Consider the following 18569-nt stretch of genomic DNA (forward strand, 5'->3'; position numbering starts at 1 on the left):
TTCGACTGCGCCGGAAGTGGGGCGAATTATAGACACCTGAGATCTGCCGTCAACCGCTATTTTCACAAATCTGTCATATAGGTCAAAAAAGCCCGAAAACAAAGAGGCCGACCCAATGGGTCGGCCTCTTTGTTTGCCCTTCTACTTACAAACTAGGGAACGCGAACTGCGATGCTTCATGGCTCGCACGCTGAGGCCAACGCTGAGTGATTGCCTTGCGGCGAGTGTAGAAACGTACGCCATCCGGGCCGTAGGCATGCAGGTCGCCGAACAGCGAACGCTTCCAGCCGCCGAAGCTGTGGTAAGCCACTGGCACCGGCAATGGAACGTTCACACCGACCATGCCCACTTCGATCTCGTCGCAGAACAACCGCGCCGCTTCGCCGTCACGGGTGAAGATGCAAGTGCCATTGCCGTATTCATGATCGTTGATCAACTGCATCGCTTCTTCCAGGCTGTTGACCCGAACGATGCACAGCACCGGCCCGAAGATCTCTTCTTTATAGATGCGCATCTCTGGTGTGACGTTGTCGAACAGGCAGCCACCCAGGAAGAACCCTTCTTCATGACCGGCCACGGTCAGACCACGACCGTCCACGACCAGCGTAGCGCCAGCCGCTACGCCATCTTCGACATAACCGCTGACCTTGTCGCGCGCCTGACCGGTAACCAAAGGCCCCATGTCCAGGCCGCAGGAAGTGCCCGCACCGATTTTCAATGCCTTGATCTGCGGAGTGAGTTTGGCCACCAAAGCATCGGCAACCTGATCACCCACGCACACGGCCACCGAGATCGCCATGCAGCGCTCACCGCAAGAACCGTAAGCTGCGCCCATCAATGCACTTACTGCGTTGTCCAGATCCGCATCCGGCATCAGCACTGCATGGTTCTTCGCGCCGCCCAGGGCTTGCACGCGTTTGCCGCGCTTGGTGCCTTCGGCATAGATGTATTCGGCAATCGGCGTCGAACCGACGAAGCTCAACGCTTTGACTTCTGGCGCTTCGATCAGCGCGTCCACCGCTGTCTTGTCGCCGTGTACCACGCTCAGCACGCCCTTCGGCAGTCCGGCTTCCAGCAGCAATTGTGCGATCAGCAGTGTCGAGCTCGGGTCACGCTCGGAAGGCTTGAGGATGAAGCAGTTGCCGCAGACGATCGCCAGTGGGTACATCCACAGCGGCACCATGGCCGGGAAGTTGAACGGGGTGATACCCGCAACCACGCCCAGCGGCTGGAAGTCCGACCATGCATCGATGTTCGGGCCAACGTTGCGGCTGTATTCGCCTTTGAGAATTTCCGGCGCTGCGCAAGCGAACTCGACGTTCTCGATGCCGCGCTTCAGTTCACCGGCAGCGTCTTCCAGGGTCTTGCCGTGCTCTTCGCTGATCAACTGCGAAATCCGGCCTTCGTTCTGTTCCAACAGTTGCTTGAAGCGGAACATTACCTGGGCCCGCTTGGCCGCAGGCGTGTTGCGCCAGGCCGGAAATGCAGCCTTGGCGGCGTCGATGGCGCTCTGGATGGTTTCGCGGGTCGCCAGCGGCAGCTTGTGAATAGCCTGTCCGGTAGACGGGTTGAACACATCGACCGCGCGACCGTTCTCGGTCACCAGTTCGCCATTGATCAAATGCGGAATAACGCTCATGGAAGCTCCTGAAAAGTTGTCCACAGGCGCCCGTTTCCGAACGCCCGTTGTTTATAGCTATATAGAAGGAGAAATCAGTCGATCTTGCTCAGCACTTCGCCGACCGCATCGAACAGGCGATCAAGGTCTTGTGGTTTGCTGTTGAAGGTTGGGCCGAACTGCAGGGTGTCGCCACCGAAGCGCACGTAGAACCCGGCTTTCCACAGTGCCATGCCGGCTTCGAACGGACGAACGATGGCGTCGCCATCACGCGGGGCGATCTGGATCGCTCCGGCGAGGCCGAAGTTACGGATGTCGATGATGTTCTTGGTACCTTTCAGACCATGCAGTGCATTTTCGAAATGCGGTGCGACTTCAGCCACGCTCTGTACCAGGTTTTCCTTTTGCAGCAGGTCGAGCGCTGCCAAGCCCGCGGCGCATGCCACCGGGTGCGCGGAATAGGTGTAGCCGTGCGGGAATTCCACCGCGTACTCAGGCGTCGCCTGGTTCATGAAGGTCTGGTAGATCTCGGAGCTGGCGATCACCGCGCCCATCGGGATAGCACCGTTGGTGACTTGCTTGGCGATGCACATCAAGTCCGGGGTGACGCCGAAAGTGGTGGCGCCGAACATGGTGCCGGTACGTCCGAAACCGGTGATCACTTCGTCGAAGACCAGCAGGATGTTGTGCTGATCGCAGATTTCGCGCAGACGCTTGAGATAACCCTGAGGCGGAACCAGGACACCGGCGGAGCCCGCCATTGGTTCGACGAATACGGCGGCGATGTTCGAAGCGTCGTGCAGTTCGATCAGCTTCAACAGTTCGTCAGCCAGTGCGATACCGCCCTGCTCCGGCATGCCACGGGAGTAAGCGTTGCTGGCCAACAGTGTGTGCGGCAGGTGATCGACGTCCATCATCGCCTGACCGAACAACTTACGGTTACCGTTCACACCGCCAAGACTGGTGCCGGCAATGTTCACACCGTGGTAGCCGCGGGCACGACCGATCATCTTGGTTTTGGTCGATTGGCCTTTCAGGCGCCAGTAAGCGCGGACCATCTTCACAGCCGTGTCAGCACACTCCGAACCCGAGTCTGTGAAGAACACGTGGTTCAGGTTGCCCGGTGTCAGGTCGGTGATTTTCTCTGCCAATTGGAAGGAGAGCGGATGGCCGTACTGGAAGCCTGGCGAGTAATCGAGGGTGCCCAGTTGCTTGGCCACCGCTTCCTGGATTTCCTTGCGGGTGTGCCCGGCGCCGCACGTCCACAGACCGGAAAGCGAGTCATAAACCTTGCGGCCCTTGTCGTCGATCAGCCAGCTGCCTTCTGCACCGACAATCAGGCGCGGGTCGCGCTGGAAGTTGCGGTTGGCCGTGTACGGCATCCAGTGAGCATCCAGTTTGAGCTGGCTGGCCAGGGATGTCGGAGCGTTTTCAGGCAAGTTCATGAGCGAAACCTCGCAAGGCGATAAGCGACATAGGGATATAAAAACCGTTCTTGCAGCTAAATTGCCACGGGGATAAAGTCGGTGAAATCCAACTTTTCTAACCTTTAGTCAGGTCATCACTAAACTATGTCCAGCCGCCGTCCCGATCCACTGGCGCAAGTCAGCGACTTTGATATTCGCTTGTTGCGGATCTTTCGCAGCGTCGTCGAATGCGGCGGCTTCTCTGCGGCGGAAACAGTGCTCGGCATCGGTCGCTCGGCCATCAGCCAGCAGATGAGCGACCTGGAGCAGCGCTTGGGTTTGCGTCTTTGCCAACGCGGGCGTGCCGGTTTTTCCCTGACCGAAGAAGGCCGGGAGGTTTATCAATCAGCGCTGCAGTTGCTGAGCGCACTGGAAAGTTTCCGCACCGAGGTCAATGGTCTGCATCAGCATTTGCGCGGCGAGTTGACCATTGGTCTGACTGACAACCTGGTCACCCTGCCCCACATGCGCATCACCCACGCCCTCGCGCAATTAAAGGAACGTGGCCCGGACGTTCAAATCCAGATTCGCATGATCGCGCCCAATGAAGTGGAGCAAGGTGTGCTCGACGGTCGCCTGCATGTCGGCGTGGTGCCGCAGGCCAGTGCCCTGTCGGGGCTGGAATATCAACCGCTGTATAGCGAGCGCTCGCTGCTGTATTGCGCGGTCGGCCACCCGCTGTTTTATGTCGACGACAAACAACTGGACGATGTCCGCCTCAACAGTCAGGACGCCATTGCCCCGACTTTCCGCCTGCCGGCGGAGATCCAGGCCCATTACCAGGCACTCAATTGCACCGCCAGCGCGTCGGACCGCGAAGGTATGGCGTTCCTGATTCTGACCGGCCGTTATATCGGCTACCTGCCCGACCATTACGCGAGTCTCTGGGTGCAACAGGGTCGATTGCGCGCGCTGAAATCAAAAACGCGCTTCTACGATTTGAGTCTCGCCTCGGTCACGCGCAAGGGGCGTCGCCCACATTTGGTGCTGGAGAGTTTTCTGGAGAGTCTGGCGGCGACGCGTTAATGATCGTTGCGCCGCATAAGGACTTGTCTGGAGCCTGTGGGTGCGCTATCAACGCAATGCCCGCACCCACCCACCTGATCGGAAGTGCCCATGACCTTTGAAGTCCCAGCCCACGGCGGAAAACCCGCCAGCCGCATTCGTCAGAAAAACGAAGAGACCATCATCAAAGCCGCCGAAGACGAGTTCGCCCGTCACGGGTTCAAAGGCACCAGCATGAACACCATCGCCTTGAATGCAGGCTTGCCCAAAGCCAATCTGCATTACTACTTCACCAATAAGCTGGGTTTGTATGTGGCGGTGCTGAGCAACATCATCGAGTTGTGGGACAGCACCTTCAATACCCTGACCGCCGACGATGATCCGGCCGAAGCGCTGACGCGTTACATCCGCGCCAAGATGGAGTTTTCCCGGCGCCAGCCGCAAGCCTCGCGAATCTTCGCCATGGAAGTCATCAGCGGCGGCGAATGCCTGACCGAGTATTTCAACCAGGACTATCGCACCTGGTTCCAGGGCCGTGCCGCCGTGTTTCAAGCGTGGATCGACGCTGGCAAAATGGATCCGGTCGACCCGGTGCATCTGATATTCCTGTTGTGGGGCAGCACTCAGCATTACGCTGACTTCGCCACGCAGATCTGCCGAGTCAGCGGTCGTACCAAATTGACCAGGCAGGACATGGAAGACGCCGGCAACAACCTGATTCGCATCATTCTCAAAGGCTGCGGCCTGACGCCAACTCTCTAAGACGACTATGCCTTTTACCCTCAGCGACTTTTGCGAATACCGCGAAGAGATTCGCAAAAGCCGCTTCATCACCTACGCCGCGCCGATCAGCAGCCCTGCCGAGGCCCAGGCGTTCATCGAACAGCACAGCGACCTGAATGCCACGCACAATTGCTGGGCGTGGAAGATCGGCGATCAATACCGCAGCACCGATGATGGAGAACCCGGCGGCACTGCGGGACGACCCATCCTGGCGGCGATTGAAGCGCAGGATTGCGATCAAGTCGCGGTGCTGGTGATTCGTTGGTACGGCGGCATTCAACTGGGCACCGGCGGATTGGCCCGGGCTTATGGCGGTGGCGCCAACAAATGTCTGCAAGCGGCGCCGAAGGTAGAACTGATCAGCCGCGTGCCGCTGCGGTGCGCCTGTGCATTTGGCGAACTCGTGCTGGTGAAGTTGCGCGTCGTGGAAAACGGCGGGCTGGTGGTGCAAGAGGACTTCACGGCCAATGGCGTAGAACTGCAATTGGCTGTAGGGGCCGAGCAGATCGCCACCTTGCAAACTCAACTCGCCGATTTGAGCCGTGGGCGCATTCTCTTGCAGCGCTGACTGGGTCAAAGGATCGCAGTTTTCCCCTGCGATCTTTTGGGGCACAGGGTTTTATCCCCTATTCCATATTTGCCCACATCTACTGTGCACCCGACTGTGGATAACCTGAGCACATACTGCTGTAACCCTTCTGTCATGCGGCTTTGCGGGCTTTGCTCATTTTTCATCCAATTCACTGTCAAAACGTTAAAACCAAAGTAAAAACAATTAGTTAGATCGGTTTATCACCTTTAGAAGAAAGCCACACAGCGCTTATGCCCAAGTTTTAAGCTTGCGCACAAATACTGTGGAGCAATCTGTGGATAACCCGTTCATGGCTGACGCGGCCCCATATCCGGCATGGCTTGCAGCGCACTGCTCATTTTTTGACCAAAAACGCACGCGCAAAACCGGAGCCAGATCAACGGCTTTGCCCTCAGATGGTGCCGCGGTTTACATCCCGCCCAGCGAAGTGCCGGACTCAACGCTCCGGTTCAAACGGCTCGGATGATTTCCTGACCTACTGGCCAGAAAATTGCTTTATCCACAGGCATAACTTCAATCGAACCGAGCCTGTCATGACCCACGCCGCGCCCATTGTCGATGCAACCCCTCGCCTGCAATTGCGCAGAATCAGCAAGCGCTACCCCGGCTGCCTGGCCAACGACGCTATCGATCTGAGCATTGCACCCGGTGAAATACACGCCCTGCTGGGGGAGAACGGCGCGGGTAAAAGTACCCTGATGAAGATCATCTACGGCGTCACCCATGCCGATTCAGGCGAGGTGATATGGCAAGGGCAGCGGGTGAGCATGCGCAATCCCGCCCAGGCTCGTGGCCTGGGAATCGGCATGGTGTTCCAGCATTTCTCGCTGTTCGAAACGCTTAGCGTGGCGCAAAACATCGCCTTGGCCATGGGTGCGGCGGCTGGAACGCCAAGAGAGCTGGAACCGAAGATTCGTGAAGTGTCGCAGCGCTATGGCATGGCCCTGGAGCCGGAGCGACTTGTCCACAGCCTGTCGATCGGCGAACGGCAACGGGTGGAGATCGTCCGTTGCCTGATGCAGGACATCCGCCTGCTGATTCTTGATGAGCCGACGTCGGTGCTGACCCCGCAAGAGGCCGATGAGCTGTTCGTCACCTTGCGCAGGCTCGCTGCAGAGGGCTGCAGCATTTTGTTCATCAGCCACAAACTCGCTGAAGTCCGCGCGTTGTGCCATAGCGCGACTGTGCTGCGGGCTGGTCGGGTAGCCGGGCACTGTGTGCCGGCCGAGTGTTCGGATCAGCAACTGGCGCAATTGATGGTCGGCGAAGCGGCGGCGTTGATCACTGACTATGCAAAAGCGACGGGACAGGATGTCTGGCTGAATGTGCAGGGCTTGTCCTGGCACAACCCGGATCCGTTCGGCTGTTCGCTCAACGGCATCAACCTTGAAGTGCGCAGCGGTGAAATCGTCGGCATCGCCGGGGTTGCCGGCAATGGTCAGGATGAACTGCTGGCGTTGCTCAGCGGTGAACAACGATTGGCTCGCGCCGATGGCGCCAGGATCAGTTTCGGCCACGAACCGGTCGCGCATTTGCGCCCCGACGCACGCCGCCAGCGCGGGCTGGCATTTGTGCCTGCCGAGCGCCTGGGGCATGGCGCCGTACCGGAAATGAACCTGGAGGAAAACGCCCTGCTCACCGCTTTCCAGCAAGGTCTGGTGAATAACGGACTGATCCAGCGCGGCAAAGTCCAGGCATTGGCCAACACCATCATCGAGCGTTTCGCAGTCAAGACTCCTGACGCGCAAACACCGGCCCGCAGCCTGTCCGGTGGCAACTTGCAGAAATTCATTCTCGGCCGGGAAATCCTCCAGCAGCCCAGGCTATTGGTCGCCGCGCACCCGACCTGGGGCGTTGACGTCGGGGCCGCCGCGACGATCCATCGCGCGCTGATTGCCTTGCGCGATGCAGGTGCGGCGATCCTGGTGATATCTGAAGATCTCGACGAACTGTTCCAGATCAGCGACCGCCTTGGCGCCTTGTGCAGCGGACGAATGTCGCCACTCAAAGCCACCGTCGATACCCGCCTGACCGATGTCGGTGGCTGGATGGCCGGCCAGTTTGATACCCCTCAATCCTCGGTGGCCGCCACACTTTAACGGAGAGTCACATGCTGCTTTCTCTTGAACCCCGGGGCCAGCAATCACAGGTGATGTTGTGGTGTTCGCCATTGCTGGCGGCGGTCCTCACGCTGGGCTGTGGCTCATTGCTGTTCCTGGCATTGGGACATGCCCCCTGGCTGACCTTGCATACCCTGCTGATCGCGCCGGTCAGTGACTTGTATGGCGTCTGTGAGTTGCTGGTCAAGGCCTTGCCCATTCTGCTGTGCGCACTGGGCCTGGCGGTCGCGTACCGGGCGCGAATCTGGAACATCGGTGCCGAAGGTCAACTGTTGCTTGGCGCATTGGCTGGCAGTGCGCTGGCGGTAAACATCATTGATATGCAAAGCCGCTGGGCACTGGTTCTGATCCTGCTGGCCGGAGTTCTGGCCGGCGCGGCATGGGCCGGCCTGACCGCGTGGTTGCGAACCCGCTTCAACGCCAATGAAATCCTCACCAGCATCATGCTCAACTACATTGCCCTGAACCTGTTGTTGTATTGCGTCCACGGTCCGCTGAAAGACCCCGAAGGCTTCAACTTTCCGCAATCGGCGATGTTCGGTGACGCCAGCCGGTTGCCGCTGCTGACGGAGGATGGCCGGTTGCACGCCGGGGTGTATTTCGCCCTGCTCGCCTTGGTAACGGTGTGGGTGTTGTTGCAGAAAAGTTTTGTCGGTTTCCAGATAAAAGTGCTCGGGCTGGACAAGCGCGCGGCCGGGTTCGTCGGCTTTCGCGAGAAACGCCTGATCTGGCTGGCGCTGCTGATCAGCGGTGGCCTGGCGGGGCTGGCGGGGGTTTGCGAAGTCACTGGTCCCATTGGCCAGTTGGTACCGCAGGTGTCTCCGGGGTACGGCTACGCGGCGATCACCGTGGCGTTTCTTGGGCGGCTCAACCCCGTCGGAATTCTGCTTTCCAGCCTGTTGATGGCGCTGCTGTACATCGGTGGCGAGGGCGCGCAAATGAGCATGAATTTGCCACAGGCCATCACTCAGCTGTTCCAGGGAATGATGCTGTTTTTCCTGCTGGCCTGTGATGTGCTGATTCTTTATCGACCGCGATTGAACCTGCGCTGGGCACGCCGCGCACCCGCCACCGCCGTACACGCAGGAGCGCTTTGATGGATATCGATCTGCTGAGCAATATTTTCTACGCCATGGTGCGCTGCGGTACGCCGTTGTTGCTGGTGGCGCTGGGCGAACTGGTTTGCGAAAAAAGCGGCGTACTCAACCTGGGCCAGGAAGGCATGATGCTGTTCGGTGCGGTGATCGGGTTCATCGTCGCCTTCAACAGCGGCAACCTGTGGCTGGGTGTGTTGCTGGCGATGCTGGCCGGGATGTTGTTGGCGTCCCTGTTTGCACTGGTGGCACTGATGTTCAACGCCAATCAAGTCGCGACCGGATTGGCCCTGACGATTTTCGGCGTGGGGCTTTCAACCTTTGTCGGCGCGGCGTGGGTGGGCAAACCGTTGACAGGATTCGAGCCGCTGGCGATCCCGTACTTGAGCGACATTCCGCTGATCGGGCGGATGCTGTTTGCCCAGGATCTGCTGGTGTATCTGTCATTCGCGTTATTTGCGCTGGTAGCCTGGGTGGTACTGAAAAGCCGCACCGGGCTGATCATTCAGGCCGTCGGGGAAAACCCCGATGCAGCGAGCGCCATGGGGTTGCCGGTGTTGCGCGTACGCACGCTGGCGGTGTTGTTCGGTGGTGCCATGGCCGGGTTGGCCGGGGCTTATTTGTCCCTCGCCTATACCCCAATGTGGGCGGAGAACATGAGCGCCGGACGCGGCTGGATTGCGCTGGCGCTGGTGGTGTTTGCCAGTTGGCGGGTGTGGCGCCTGCTGCTCGGTGCGTATCTGTTCGGCCTCGCCAGCATCCTGCACCTGGTGGCACAGGGCTTGGGGCTGGCGATTGCGTCGAGTCTGTTGGCGATGCTGCCGTATGTCGCGACTATTGTGGTGCTGGTGTTGCTGTCGCGCGATGCATTGCGCACGCGGTTGTATGCGCCGGTATCGCTGGGGCAGCCGTGGCAGGCCGGACATTGATGACGACTGCACCGGCCTCATCGCTGGCAAGCCAGCTCCCACAGCTTTTTATGATGTGACACAGACCTCGCTTAAACCCGAGCGCCTGGTGGGAGCGGCGGTGCGACGATTCGACTTGCCCGCGATGAGGCCCTGACAGGCAACACTTGAGCAATGCCCCACGCCAGTTCGAGGACCAGGAAACCCACTACCAACAAACTGACGCCGTGGGCCAGGGCATATGCCAGCCACGCGGCGAACAAAAACCGCGCCACCGCGTCATAGCGTCCATAAACCTGCTGCGGATCACGAATCCGCAACACCGACCACACGCAGACAATCGAGCCCAACAAATTCGCCATCAACAGGTGTACCGGTTCGAACGGTGGCAGCTCACCGGGCAAATTCAGGGCCTGGCTCACCCCCGTCAGAAGCCCATGCAACAGGGCGAAACTCCAGGGCGTGACAAACGCCGCCGTGACGATCAGGTCATACCAGGCACTGCCTTGCACCAAGCGACGGTATTGCGTTGAAGTCCACATCGACATTGCTCCATCAATTCAGGAGCAACAAGGCTAAAGCCTGGAGTATGCTCCAGGGTCAAGCCCTCCATGAGTCGAGAAAATGCGCATCGGTGAATTAGCCCAGGCCAGCGCCGTCAGCCGTGACACATTGCGCTTCTATGAGCAGCGCGGATTGATCGCGGCGCAACGCAGTGCCAATGGCTATCGCGACTATCCGCCCGACATGGTGCAACTGGTGCAGTACATCAAGACCGCTCAACGGCTGGGCTTTACCCTCGGCGAGATCGGTGACAGCGTCGCGGCCATCTCGCAGTCGCCTGATCCCGACAGCGCCGTCACGCAATTGCTGCAAGACAAACTCAAACTGATCGAAACCCGCATGGCCGAACTCGGCGCCCTGCGCGAAGAGTTGCAACAACGGCTTGGGCAACAGTGTCCATTGAATCCACGATTCTGAATCTACAAGGAAGCCACTCATGTCTACGGCAAAAACCGCACTCATCATCGGCGCCTCCCGCGGCTTGGGTCTTGGCCTGGTGAAGACCCTTCTGGCCGATGGCTGGCGAGTCACCGCTACCGTGCGCAACCCGCAGAATGCCGATGCGCTGAAGGCGCTGGGCGAAGTACGGATCGAGAAACTCGACATGGACGATCAGCAAGCGGTGCTCGCCTTGAGCCAACAGCTCAAGGGCGAGGTGTTCGACCTGCTGTTCGTCAATGCCGGGGTCAAGGGCCCGGACGTCCAGACGCCGAATGGTGGTGCAACGCTGGCCGACGTCGGTCAGTTGTTTTTCACCAACGCCGTGGCACCGATCAACCTGGCCCAGCGTTTTGTCGGGCAGATCCGCCCGGACACCGGCGTCCTGGCGTTCATGAGCTCGGTGCTGGGCAGCGTGACCATGCCCGACGCGCCGGAGCTGGCACTGTACAAGGCGAGCAAGGCCGCGCTGAACTCCATGACCAACAGCTTCGTCACGCAATTGGGCGAAACCAGACTCACGGTGCTGTCGATGCATCCGGGCTGGGTGAAAACCGACATGGGCGGTGAAGGTGCGGACATCGATGTCGAGACCAGCACCCGTGGTCTGGTCGATCAGGTGAACGCGTACGTCGGCAAGGGCGGGCATCACTTCGTCAATTATCGGGGTGAAACCATTCCCTGGTAATCCGCCGCCCCTGTGTGAGCGAGCTTGCTCGCTCACACAGGGGCATGGGTTGTTCGGTCGGACCGGGCTTGCCCATGGCGGCGATTTGATCGAAACTTCGCACCTCGCCTCCCCGGCGACCCTGGATCAGCAGACAGGGCAACACTGAGCTGGCAACCCTGAACCCAACTTTCAGAGGAGCCGGCCAACATGCCTGCGACCCGTACCTGGTTAAAAAATCCCCTCGCCATTTTCACCTCCAACGATCTCGATGCCCGTGGCGGCCTTGTGCTGCAAGACGGTGTGATCGTCGAAGTGCTCGGCCTCGGTCAACAACCATCGGCGCCATGCAATGCAGAGTTCGATGCCCGCGAACATGTGATTCTGCCGGGCCTGATCAACACCCATCACCACTTCTATCAAACCCTGACCCGCGCCTGGGCGCCGGTGGTCAACCAGCCGTTGTTCCCGTGGCTGAAAACCCTGTACCCGGTATGGGCTCGGCTGACCCCGGAAAAGCTCGCCCTCGCCACCAAAGTCGCGCTGGCTGAGTTGCTGTTGTCCGGCTGCACCACCGCGGCCGATCACCATTATCTGTTCCCCGAAGGCCTGGAAAACGCGATCGACGTACAGGTCGAAAGCGTTCGCGAACTGGGCATGCGGGCGATGCTGACGCGCGGTTCCATGAGCCTCGGCGAAAAGGACGGCGGGCTGCCGCCGCAGCAGACTGTTCAGGAAGGCCAGGTGATCCTCGATGACAGCCAACGCCTGATCGCCGAGTACCACGAACGTGGCGACGGCGCGCAAATCCAGATCGCCCTGGCGCCGTGCTCACCGTTTTCAGTGACCCCGGAAATCATGTCCGCCAGCGCCGAACTGGCGAACAAACTCGACGTTCGCCTGCACACGCACCTGGCCGAAACCCTCGACGAAGAAGACTTCTGCCTGCAACGTTTCGGCCTGCGCACCGTTGATTATCTGGACAGCGTCGGCTGGCTCGGCCCGCGCACGTGGCTGGCACACGGCATTCATTTCAACCCGGACGAAATCGCCCGCCTCGGCGCCGCCCGCACCGGTATTTGCCATTGTCCGAGCTCGAACATGCGCCTGGCTTCCGGCATTTGCCCGAGCATCGAACTGACTGACGCCGGCGCGCTGCTCGGTTTGGGCGTGGACGGTTCGGCGTCCAACGACGCCTCGAACATGATGCTCGAAGCGCGTCAGGCGCTGTACATCCAACGCTTGCGCTACGGCGCTGAAAAGATCACGCCGGAACGTGTGCTGGGTTGGGCAACCAAAGGTTCGGCCAGTCTGCTGGGGCGTACCGATATCGGCGAACTCGCGGTGGGCAAGCAAGCGGACCTGGCGCTGTTCAAGCTTGATGAGCTGCGGTTCTCCGGCAGCCATGACCCGGTGTCAGCGTTGCTGCTGTGCGGCGCGGACCGTGCGGATCGGGTGATGGTCGGCGGCAAGTGGCGAGTGATCGATGGACAGGTCGAGGGGCTGGATCTCAAAGGTCTGATCGCCGATCACAGCCAGGCGGCTCGGCAGTTGATTGCCGGCACCTGATCGCCACGATCCTTGTGGGAGCTGGCTTGCCAGCGATAGCAGACTGTCAGCCAACAGAGATGTTGAATGTGACGGCCTCATCGCGGGCGAGCCCGCTCCCACAGGTTTCTCTGGCGGTTCAAAGGCCCAGCAACGACAACATGATGAATGTCGCGAACAGCACAAAGTGAGTCATGCCTTCGATGGCATTGGTTTCACCATCGTTGAGGTTGATCGCGCTGACGATCAGCGTGAGGAAGATCATCACGGTCTGCACCGGGGTCATGGCCATCTGGAAGGGTTGGCCGGTGTAGAGCGCCATGGCCTCCATCACCGGCACCGTCAGGATCACCGTCGACAACGACGCCCCCATGGCAATGTTCACCACCGACTGCATACGGTTGGCCAATGCCGCGCGTAATGCGGTCAGAATCTCCGGCGCCGCCGAGATCGCCGCCACCAGAATTGCCGTGACCACCGGCGGCGCGCCCGTTCCTTCCAGGCCCAGGTCGAGGGTCTTGGACATCACCTCGGCCAACGCGCCAATCACTACAACACCCAACACCAGCAGGCCGATCGACAGCGTCAGGTTGACCGGCGTCGGTTCCTCGTCCATGGGCGTTTTCTTGCGGCGCTTGTCCGGGTAGCTGTAACTGAAAAAATAACTGTGCGGCCCGACCTGCATGCGCAGGAACAATGTGTAAAGCACCACCATCGCACCAATGGTGAACGCCGAATAAAGCTTCCAGTTGGCTTCGGGAATGAACTCCGGCACCACCATGGAAACACCCATGGCGGTGAGGATCATCACGCTGTAGCTGCGCGCAGAATCATCGTTGTACGACTGTTCGCCGTGCTTGAGCCCACCCATCAATGCCGCCAGGCCGAGGATGCCGTTGATGTCGAGCATCACCGCCGAGTAAATCGTGTCGCGCACCAGGGTCGCCGAGGCTTCGTTACTCATCATGATCGCCAGGATCACCACTTCCACCAGCACGGCGGCCAAGGTCAGGATCATGGTGCCGTAGGGATCGCCGACTTTTTCCGCGAGCAATTCGGCCTGATGGGCAACGCGCATGGACGCGGCGACGATGAAGGCAATCAGTACCAGCCCGCCGATCAGCGCGACCATCTGGCCGCTGTGCAGCAGCCAGTGTTCCAGCGGGAACGCAACGATGGCGGCGATCAAGGCCAGTAGCAGAAAGCTTTCTTGCTTGAAAATCGTGAGCATGGCGGGCCTTTTGCCGTGGGGTGCGATAAGCCACTGACTGCGGTGCGGCGCTAACGTTTCGTTAAACCTTAGCGCACCAGTGAATGGCAGCCGTGCCAGGCTGCGCACTTTTATCGGTCTTGCGGGCCCCATCGCCAGCAGGCTGGCTCCCACATTGGAATGCGTTCTCCTGTGGGAGCTTGCCTGCAAGCGATGGCCGTTACGCGGTTTCACCGTTTGTTGTCTTGTTGGTCAGCAATTTGCATTGCCCCTGCCAACCTCAAAACAAAATGGAGTTGGATTCATGCACAAACGTCCGTTGCAGAAGCTGCTTGGCGCCGTTGTCGCGGCCATCGGTCTTGGCGCCAGCCTGACCGTCAGTGCTGCCGATCCGCTGAAAGTCGGCTTCGTCTATATCGGTCCGATCGGTGACCACGGCTGGACGTATCAGCATGAACAGGGGCGCAAGGCACTGGCGGAAAAGTTCGGCGACCGGATCACCACTAACTACGTGGAAAACGTCGCTGAAGGCGCTGACGCCGAGCGGGTGATCCGCAACATGGCCAAGGATAAATACGACCTGATCTTCACCACGTCCTTCGGCTACATGAATCCGACGTTGAAAGTCGCCAAGCAGTTTCCCAACGAGATCTTCGAACACGCCACCGGCTACAAACAGGACAAGAATCTGGGCACTTACCTGGCACGCACCTATGAGGGGCGCTACGTCGGTGGATTCCTCGCAGCGAAAATGACCAAGAGCAAGAAAATCGGCTACGTCGCTTCGTTCCCGATCCCGGAAGTGATCCGCGACATCAACGCCATTCAGCTGGCCTTGAACAAATACAACCCCGGCACCGAGATCAAAGTGGTGTGGGTCAACTCGTGGTTCGATCCGGGTAAAGAAGCGGACGCCGCCAACGCGCTGATCGACCAGGGCGTGGACGTGGTCTTCCAGCACACCGACAGCCCGGCACCGATCCAGGCGGCCGAACGCCGCGGCGTATATGCCGTGGGCTACGCTTCGGACATGGCGCACTTCGGGCCGAAAGCCGTGCTGACTTCCATCGTCAACGACTGGGCACCGCACTACATTCAGGCAACCCAAAGCGTGATCGACCACACATGGAAGTCCCAGGACTATTGGGGCGGTTTGAAGGAAGGAACGGTTGAGCTGCCCATCAGCGACCTGGTACCGGCCGCAGTGAAATCAGAAGCCGAGCAGATCATCGCCGACATCAAGAGCGGTGCAATGCATCCGTTCACCGGCCCGATCAAGGATCAGGCCGGGGCCGAGAAAATTCCTGCCGGTGTGAGCGCGACCAATGCGCAGCTCGCGTCGATGAATTATTACGTGGAAGGCATGAAGGCCGAGATGCCGAAGTAAATTTGCCCCCCACACAAACCCTGTGGGAGCCAGCCTGCAGGCGATGACGGAACATCTGATCATTCCCACGCTCTGCGTGGAAATGCAGCCCGGGACGCTCCGCGTCCCAAAAGGCCGAACGCAGAGCGTCCGTTGAGGCATTCCCACGCGAAGCGTGGGAATGATCACATCTTAACGTTTTCAAGGATTGTGCATGAACAGTCTTCCGATCATCGACATCGCCCCGCTGTACAGTGACGACCAAACCGCCTGGCAATCCGTCGCCACTGAAATCGACCACGCCTGCCGCGAGTGGGGCTTTTTCTACATCAAGGGTCACCCGATCAGCGCCGAACGCATCGACGCGCTGCTCGACAGTGCCAAACGTTTCTTCGCCCAGCCCACCGCCGAAAAGCTCAAGATCGACATTACCCAGACCCGCCACCATCGTGGTTACGGCGCCATCGCCACCGAACAACTCGACCCGGGCAAACCCAGCGATCTGAAAGAGACTTTCGACATGGGCCTGCATCTGCCCGCCGACCATCCAGACGTGCTGGCGGAAAAACCCTTGCGCGGCCCCAACCGTCACCCGTCACTGCCCGGTTGGGCAACGTTGATGGAGCAGCATTACGTCGACATGCAGGCCTTGGCGCAGACCCTCTTGCGGGCAATGACTTTGGCACTGGGCATTGAACGGGATTTTTTCGATACGCGCTTCAGCGAGCCGGTCAGCGTGTTGCGCCTGATTCACTACCCGCCGCGCCATACCGCCAGCTGCGCAGAACAACAAGGTGCCGGGGCCCATACCGACTACGGTTGTATCACCCTGCTCTACCAGGATGCTGCCGGCGGCTTGCAAGTGCGCAATGTCAAAGGTGAGTGGATCGATGCGCCACCGATCGAAGGCACGTTCGTGGTCAACCTCGGCGACATGATGGCGCGCTGGAGCAACGACCGTTACCTGTCGACGCCGCACCGGGTGATCAGCCCCCTCGGCGTGGACCGCTACTCGATGCCATTCTTCGCCGAACCGCACCCGGACACCCGCATCGAATGCCTGCCGGGGTGTCAGGACGAATTGCATCCGGCGAAATACCCGGCCACCACGTGCGCGCAATTTCTGCTCTCGCGCTTCGCCGATACCTATGCTTATCGACGGGAGCAAGAAGCCGTGTAGTGAACCGGCTGGTCAGGTTTTGCCAATTGTTCGCGCCAGCACCTGTAGAATGTCCGCCATCTGCACCTGATGAGAAAAGAATTATGTACGACTGGCTGAACGCACTGCCCAAGGCAGAACTGCACTTGCACCTGGAGGGTTCGCTCGAGCCCGAATTGCTGTTCGCCCTGGCTGACCGCAACAAGATCGCCCTGCCGTGGAGCGATGTCGAAACCTTGCGCAAGGCCTACGCCTTCAACAACCTGCAAGAATTCCTCGACCTGTATTACCGGGGTGCCGATGTGTTGCGCACGTCGCAGGATTTCTACGACCTGACCTGGGCTTACCTGCTGCGCTGCAAAGAACAGAATGTGATTCACACCGAACCGTTCTTCGACCCGCAGACCCACACCGACCGCGGCATCCCGTTTGAAGTGGTGCTCAACGGCATCGCCGCCGCACTCAAGGATGGCGAGCAGCAACTGGGTATCACCAGTGGTTTGATCCTGAGTTTCCTGCGCCATCTGAGCGAAGAACAAGCGCAGAAAACCCTCGACCAGGCGCTGCCGTTCCGCGATGCGTTCGTCGCCGTGGGCCTGGACAGTTCCGAGATGGGCCACCCGCCGAGCAAGTTCCAGCGCGTGTTCGACCGAGCCCGTGACGAAGGCTTCCTGACCGTCGCCCACGCCGGTGAAGAAGGCCCGCCCGAGTACATTTGGGAAGCTCTCGACCTGTTGAAAATCCAGCGTATCGACCATGGCGTGCGCGCCATCGAAGACGAGCGTCTGATGCAGCGGATCATCGACGAGCAGATTCCGCTGACCGTGTGCCCGCTGTCCAATACCAAGCTCTGCGTGTTCGATCACATGTCGCAGCACAACATTCTCGACATGCTCGAACGCGGCGTGAAAGTGACGGTGAACTCCGATGACCCGGCGTACTTCGGCGGTTATGTCACCGAGAACTTCCATGCGCTGCACACGCATTTGGGCATGACTCAAGACCAGGCCAAGCGCCTGGCGCAGAACAGCCTGGATGCGCGATTGGTAAAACCCTGACGGATAAAACAGCCTCTGTGGGAGCTGGCTACCCAGCTTCCACAGGTTTGATCTCAGGCCGTTAAAAAGCCATTTCCAGCTCGGTTTGCTCGACGAAGCGTTGGATTTCACGTTGCCCGGCGGCGGTGACCTGCAAGGCACGCGAATCATTGGGCAGGTTCAACCAGCCCGACTGCATGAACAACTGCAACAACGCAGCGCCCAATGACCCGCCCATGTGTGGACGTCTCTCGCTCCAGTCCGGGCAAGCACATGCCGCCTTGCCCTGACGATGGGCAAGCGCCTGAATATATACACCGCGTGTCGCCAACTCGTTGGAACCCTTGAGGGTGATCGTCACTCGATGTTCAAACTGCTCGATCCATCCCGCATCCAGCAAACGCTGATAAAGATCAGCCGCCAGGGTTCCGCCCAGATGGTCGCCGCACAGTCGCGCGCGCAACATCGATGAGCGCAGAGCCTGCGGCTTGGCCAGGGGAGCGGAGCGTTTGAAAATGTCCGGAATGTCCTGCGGCGCGCTGGCCAGTGTTGCACTGGCCAGTGCTTCGATCGCGGCACCGACTTCAGGGGCTGACAGACGGAAAAACCGCTTGCGCCCTCGGGTCTCGACTTTCAATAGTCCCCCGGCGGATAAACGCCCCAGGTGTGCACTGGCCGAAGAAGGAGAAAGGCCGGCCAACAAGGCCAGCTCTTCGGTTTGACGCGCCGAGCCATCCATCAAGGCCCACATCATTGCGCTGCGCTTTGGGTCAGCCAGCAAGGTGGCTATCTGGCTGATGCAAGGTGCATGTTCCATGTATTCACTCCCTGTTGAATCGTTTCGTCTACTGCTCAGAGACATCTTGACCAGTAATGTGTCGTCGGCCAAGACGCAGAAACCGCCATAGCCCGGGCAAAGTCTTTGCTCACCCAAGCCATCACCGGGTATCTGTTACAGAGGGCAGGCATTGGGACGCGTGACCAGGCCGACGCC

17 protein-coding genes are annotated in these 18569 nt (G+C 59.7%); 12 read left to right on the forward strand and 5 right to left on the reverse strand.

Going from position 1 to position 18569, the window contains the following annotated elements; genetic code table 11:
• Positions 1 to 145: 145 nt before the first annotated feature.
• Both D8U69_RS08895 and D8U69_RS08900 read right to left on the reverse strand, forming a co-directional pair.
• Positions 146 to 1639 (reverse strand): CoA-acylating methylmalonate-semialdehyde dehydrogenase, encoded by a 1494-nt coding sequence (locus D8U69_RS08895; protein ID WP_056852531.1) that lies wholly within the window; start codon positions 1637 to 1639, stop codon positions 146 to 148.
• A gap of 74 nt (positions 1640 to 1713) precedes the next feature.
• Complete coding sequence (locus tag D8U69_RS08900) at positions 1714 to 3063, reverse strand: aspartate aminotransferase family protein (RefSeq protein WP_075947886.1); 1350 nt, start codon at positions 3061 to 3063, stop codon at positions 1714 to 1716.
• Between the two features lie 126 nt (positions 3064 to 3189).
• Between D8U69_RS08900 and D8U69_RS08905 the strand changes: the two genes are divergently transcribed.
• The 6 genes from D8U69_RS08905 to D8U69_RS08930 all read left to right on the forward strand — a co-directional run bounded on the left by D8U69_RS08905 (position 3190) and on the right by D8U69_RS08930 (position 9607).
• Complete coding sequence (locus tag D8U69_RS08905; protein WP_130905783.1) at positions 3190 to 4110, forward strand: LysR family transcriptional regulator; 921 nt, start codon at positions 3190 to 3192, stop codon at positions 4108 to 4110.
• Between the two features lie 90 nt (positions 4111 to 4200).
• Positions 4201 to 4851 (forward strand): TetR/AcrR family transcriptional regulator, encoded by a 651-nt coding sequence (locus tag D8U69_RS08910; protein WP_056852528.1) that lies wholly within the window; start codon positions 4201 to 4203, stop codon positions 4849 to 4851.
• A gap of 7 nt (positions 4852 to 4858) precedes the next feature.
• Positions 4859 to 5440, forward strand: a complete 582-nt coding sequence (locus tag D8U69_RS08915; protein ID WP_130907144.1) for a YigZ family protein — start codon at positions 4859 to 4861, stop codon at positions 5438 to 5440.
• A gap of 557 nt (positions 5441 to 5997) precedes the next feature.
• Positions 5998 to 7563, forward strand: a complete 1566-nt coding sequence (locus tag D8U69_RS08920) for an ABC transporter ATP-binding protein (RefSeq protein ID WP_130907145.1) — start codon at positions 5998 to 6000, stop codon at positions 7561 to 7563.
• A gap of 11 nt (positions 7564 to 7574) precedes the next feature.
• On the forward strand, positions 7575 to 8681 hold the full coding sequence (locus D8U69_RS08925; protein WP_056852525.1) for an ABC transporter permease: 1107 nt from the start codon (positions 7575 to 7577) through the stop codon (positions 8679 to 8681).
• Positions 8681 to 9607, forward strand: a complete 927-nt coding sequence (locus D8U69_RS08930; protein ID WP_056852524.1) for an ABC transporter permease — start codon at positions 8681 to 8683, stop codon at positions 9605 to 9607. Before D8U69_RS08925 ends, D8U69_RS08930 begins: the two co-directional genes overlap by 1 nt.
• A gap of 71 nt (positions 9608 to 9678) precedes the next feature.
• Here the strand turns inward: D8U69_RS08930 and D8U69_RS08935 are convergent, their stop codons facing one another.
• Positions 9679 to 10128, reverse strand: coding sequence for a hypothetical protein (locus tag D8U69_RS08935; protein ID WP_130907146.1), 450 nt, complete (start codon positions 10126 to 10128; stop codon positions 9679 to 9681).
• An 82-nt stretch (positions 10129 to 10210) separates the two neighbouring features.
• Between D8U69_RS08935 and D8U69_RS08940 the strand changes: the two genes are divergently transcribed.
• The 3 genes from D8U69_RS08940 to D8U69_RS08950 all read left to right on the forward strand — a co-directional run bounded on the left by D8U69_RS08940 (position 10211) and on the right by D8U69_RS08950 (position 12824).
• Positions 10211 to 10567 carry a MerR family transcriptional regulator gene (locus tag D8U69_RS08940; protein ID WP_056852522.1) on the forward strand — a complete coding sequence of 119 codons (357 nt, stop codon included), beginning with the start codon at positions 10211 to 10213 and terminating at the stop codon, positions 10565 to 10567.
• 19 nt (positions 10568 to 10586) lie between these two features.
• Positions 10587 to 11276, forward strand: coding sequence for an SDR family oxidoreductase (locus D8U69_RS08945; RefSeq protein WP_056852521.1), 690 nt, complete (start codon positions 10587 to 10589; stop codon positions 11274 to 11276).
• A gap of 189 nt (positions 11277 to 11465) precedes the next feature.
• A complete protein-coding gene (locus tag D8U69_RS08950; RefSeq protein WP_130905779.1) occupies positions 11466 to 12824 on the forward strand; it encodes an 8-oxoguanine deaminase in 1359 nt (452 codons plus the stop codon).
• 118 nt (positions 12825 to 12942) lie between these two features.
• On the opposite strand, the gene D8U69_RS08960 is transcribed toward D8U69_RS08950, so the two are convergent.
• On the reverse strand, positions 12943 to 14034 hold the full coding sequence (locus tag D8U69_RS08960) for a calcium:proton antiporter (protein ID WP_056852519.1): 1092 nt from the start codon (positions 14032 to 14034) through the stop codon (positions 12943 to 12945).
• A gap of 283 nt (positions 14035 to 14317) precedes the next feature.
• Between D8U69_RS08960 and D8U69_RS08965 the strand changes: the two genes are divergently transcribed.
• The 3 genes from D8U69_RS08965 (at position 14318) to D8U69_RS08975 (ending at position 17596) form a co-directional block, all read left to right on the forward strand.
• Entirely contained in the window at positions 14318 to 15400 is a 1083-nt protein-coding gene (locus tag D8U69_RS08965) for a BMP family ABC transporter substrate-binding protein (protein WP_056852518.1), read from the forward strand.
• A gap of 193 nt (positions 15401 to 15593) precedes the next feature.
• A complete protein-coding gene (locus tag D8U69_RS08970) occupies positions 15594 to 16559 on the forward strand; it encodes a 2-oxoglutarate and iron-dependent oxygenase domain-containing protein (RefSeq protein ID WP_130905776.1) in 966 nt (321 codons plus the stop codon).
• An 83-nt stretch (positions 16560 to 16642) separates the two neighbouring features.
• Entirely contained in the window at positions 16643 to 17596 is a 954-nt protein-coding gene (locus D8U69_RS08975) for an adenosine deaminase (protein ID WP_130905775.1), read from the forward strand.
• A gap of 61 nt (positions 17597 to 17657) precedes the next feature.
• Here the strand turns inward: D8U69_RS08975 and D8U69_RS08980 are convergent, their stop codons facing one another.
• Entirely contained in the window at positions 17658 to 18392 is a 735-nt protein-coding gene (locus D8U69_RS08980; protein ID WP_130907147.1) for a helix-turn-helix transcriptional regulator, read from the reverse strand.
• Positions 18393 to 18569: the final 177 nt, after the last annotated feature.

It is taken from the genome of Pseudomonas sp. Sample_16, assembly GCF_004307665.1.
In the GTDB taxonomy this organism is placed as follows: Bacteria; Pseudomonadota; Gammaproteobacteria; order Pseudomonadales; family Pseudomonadaceae; genus Aquipseudomonas.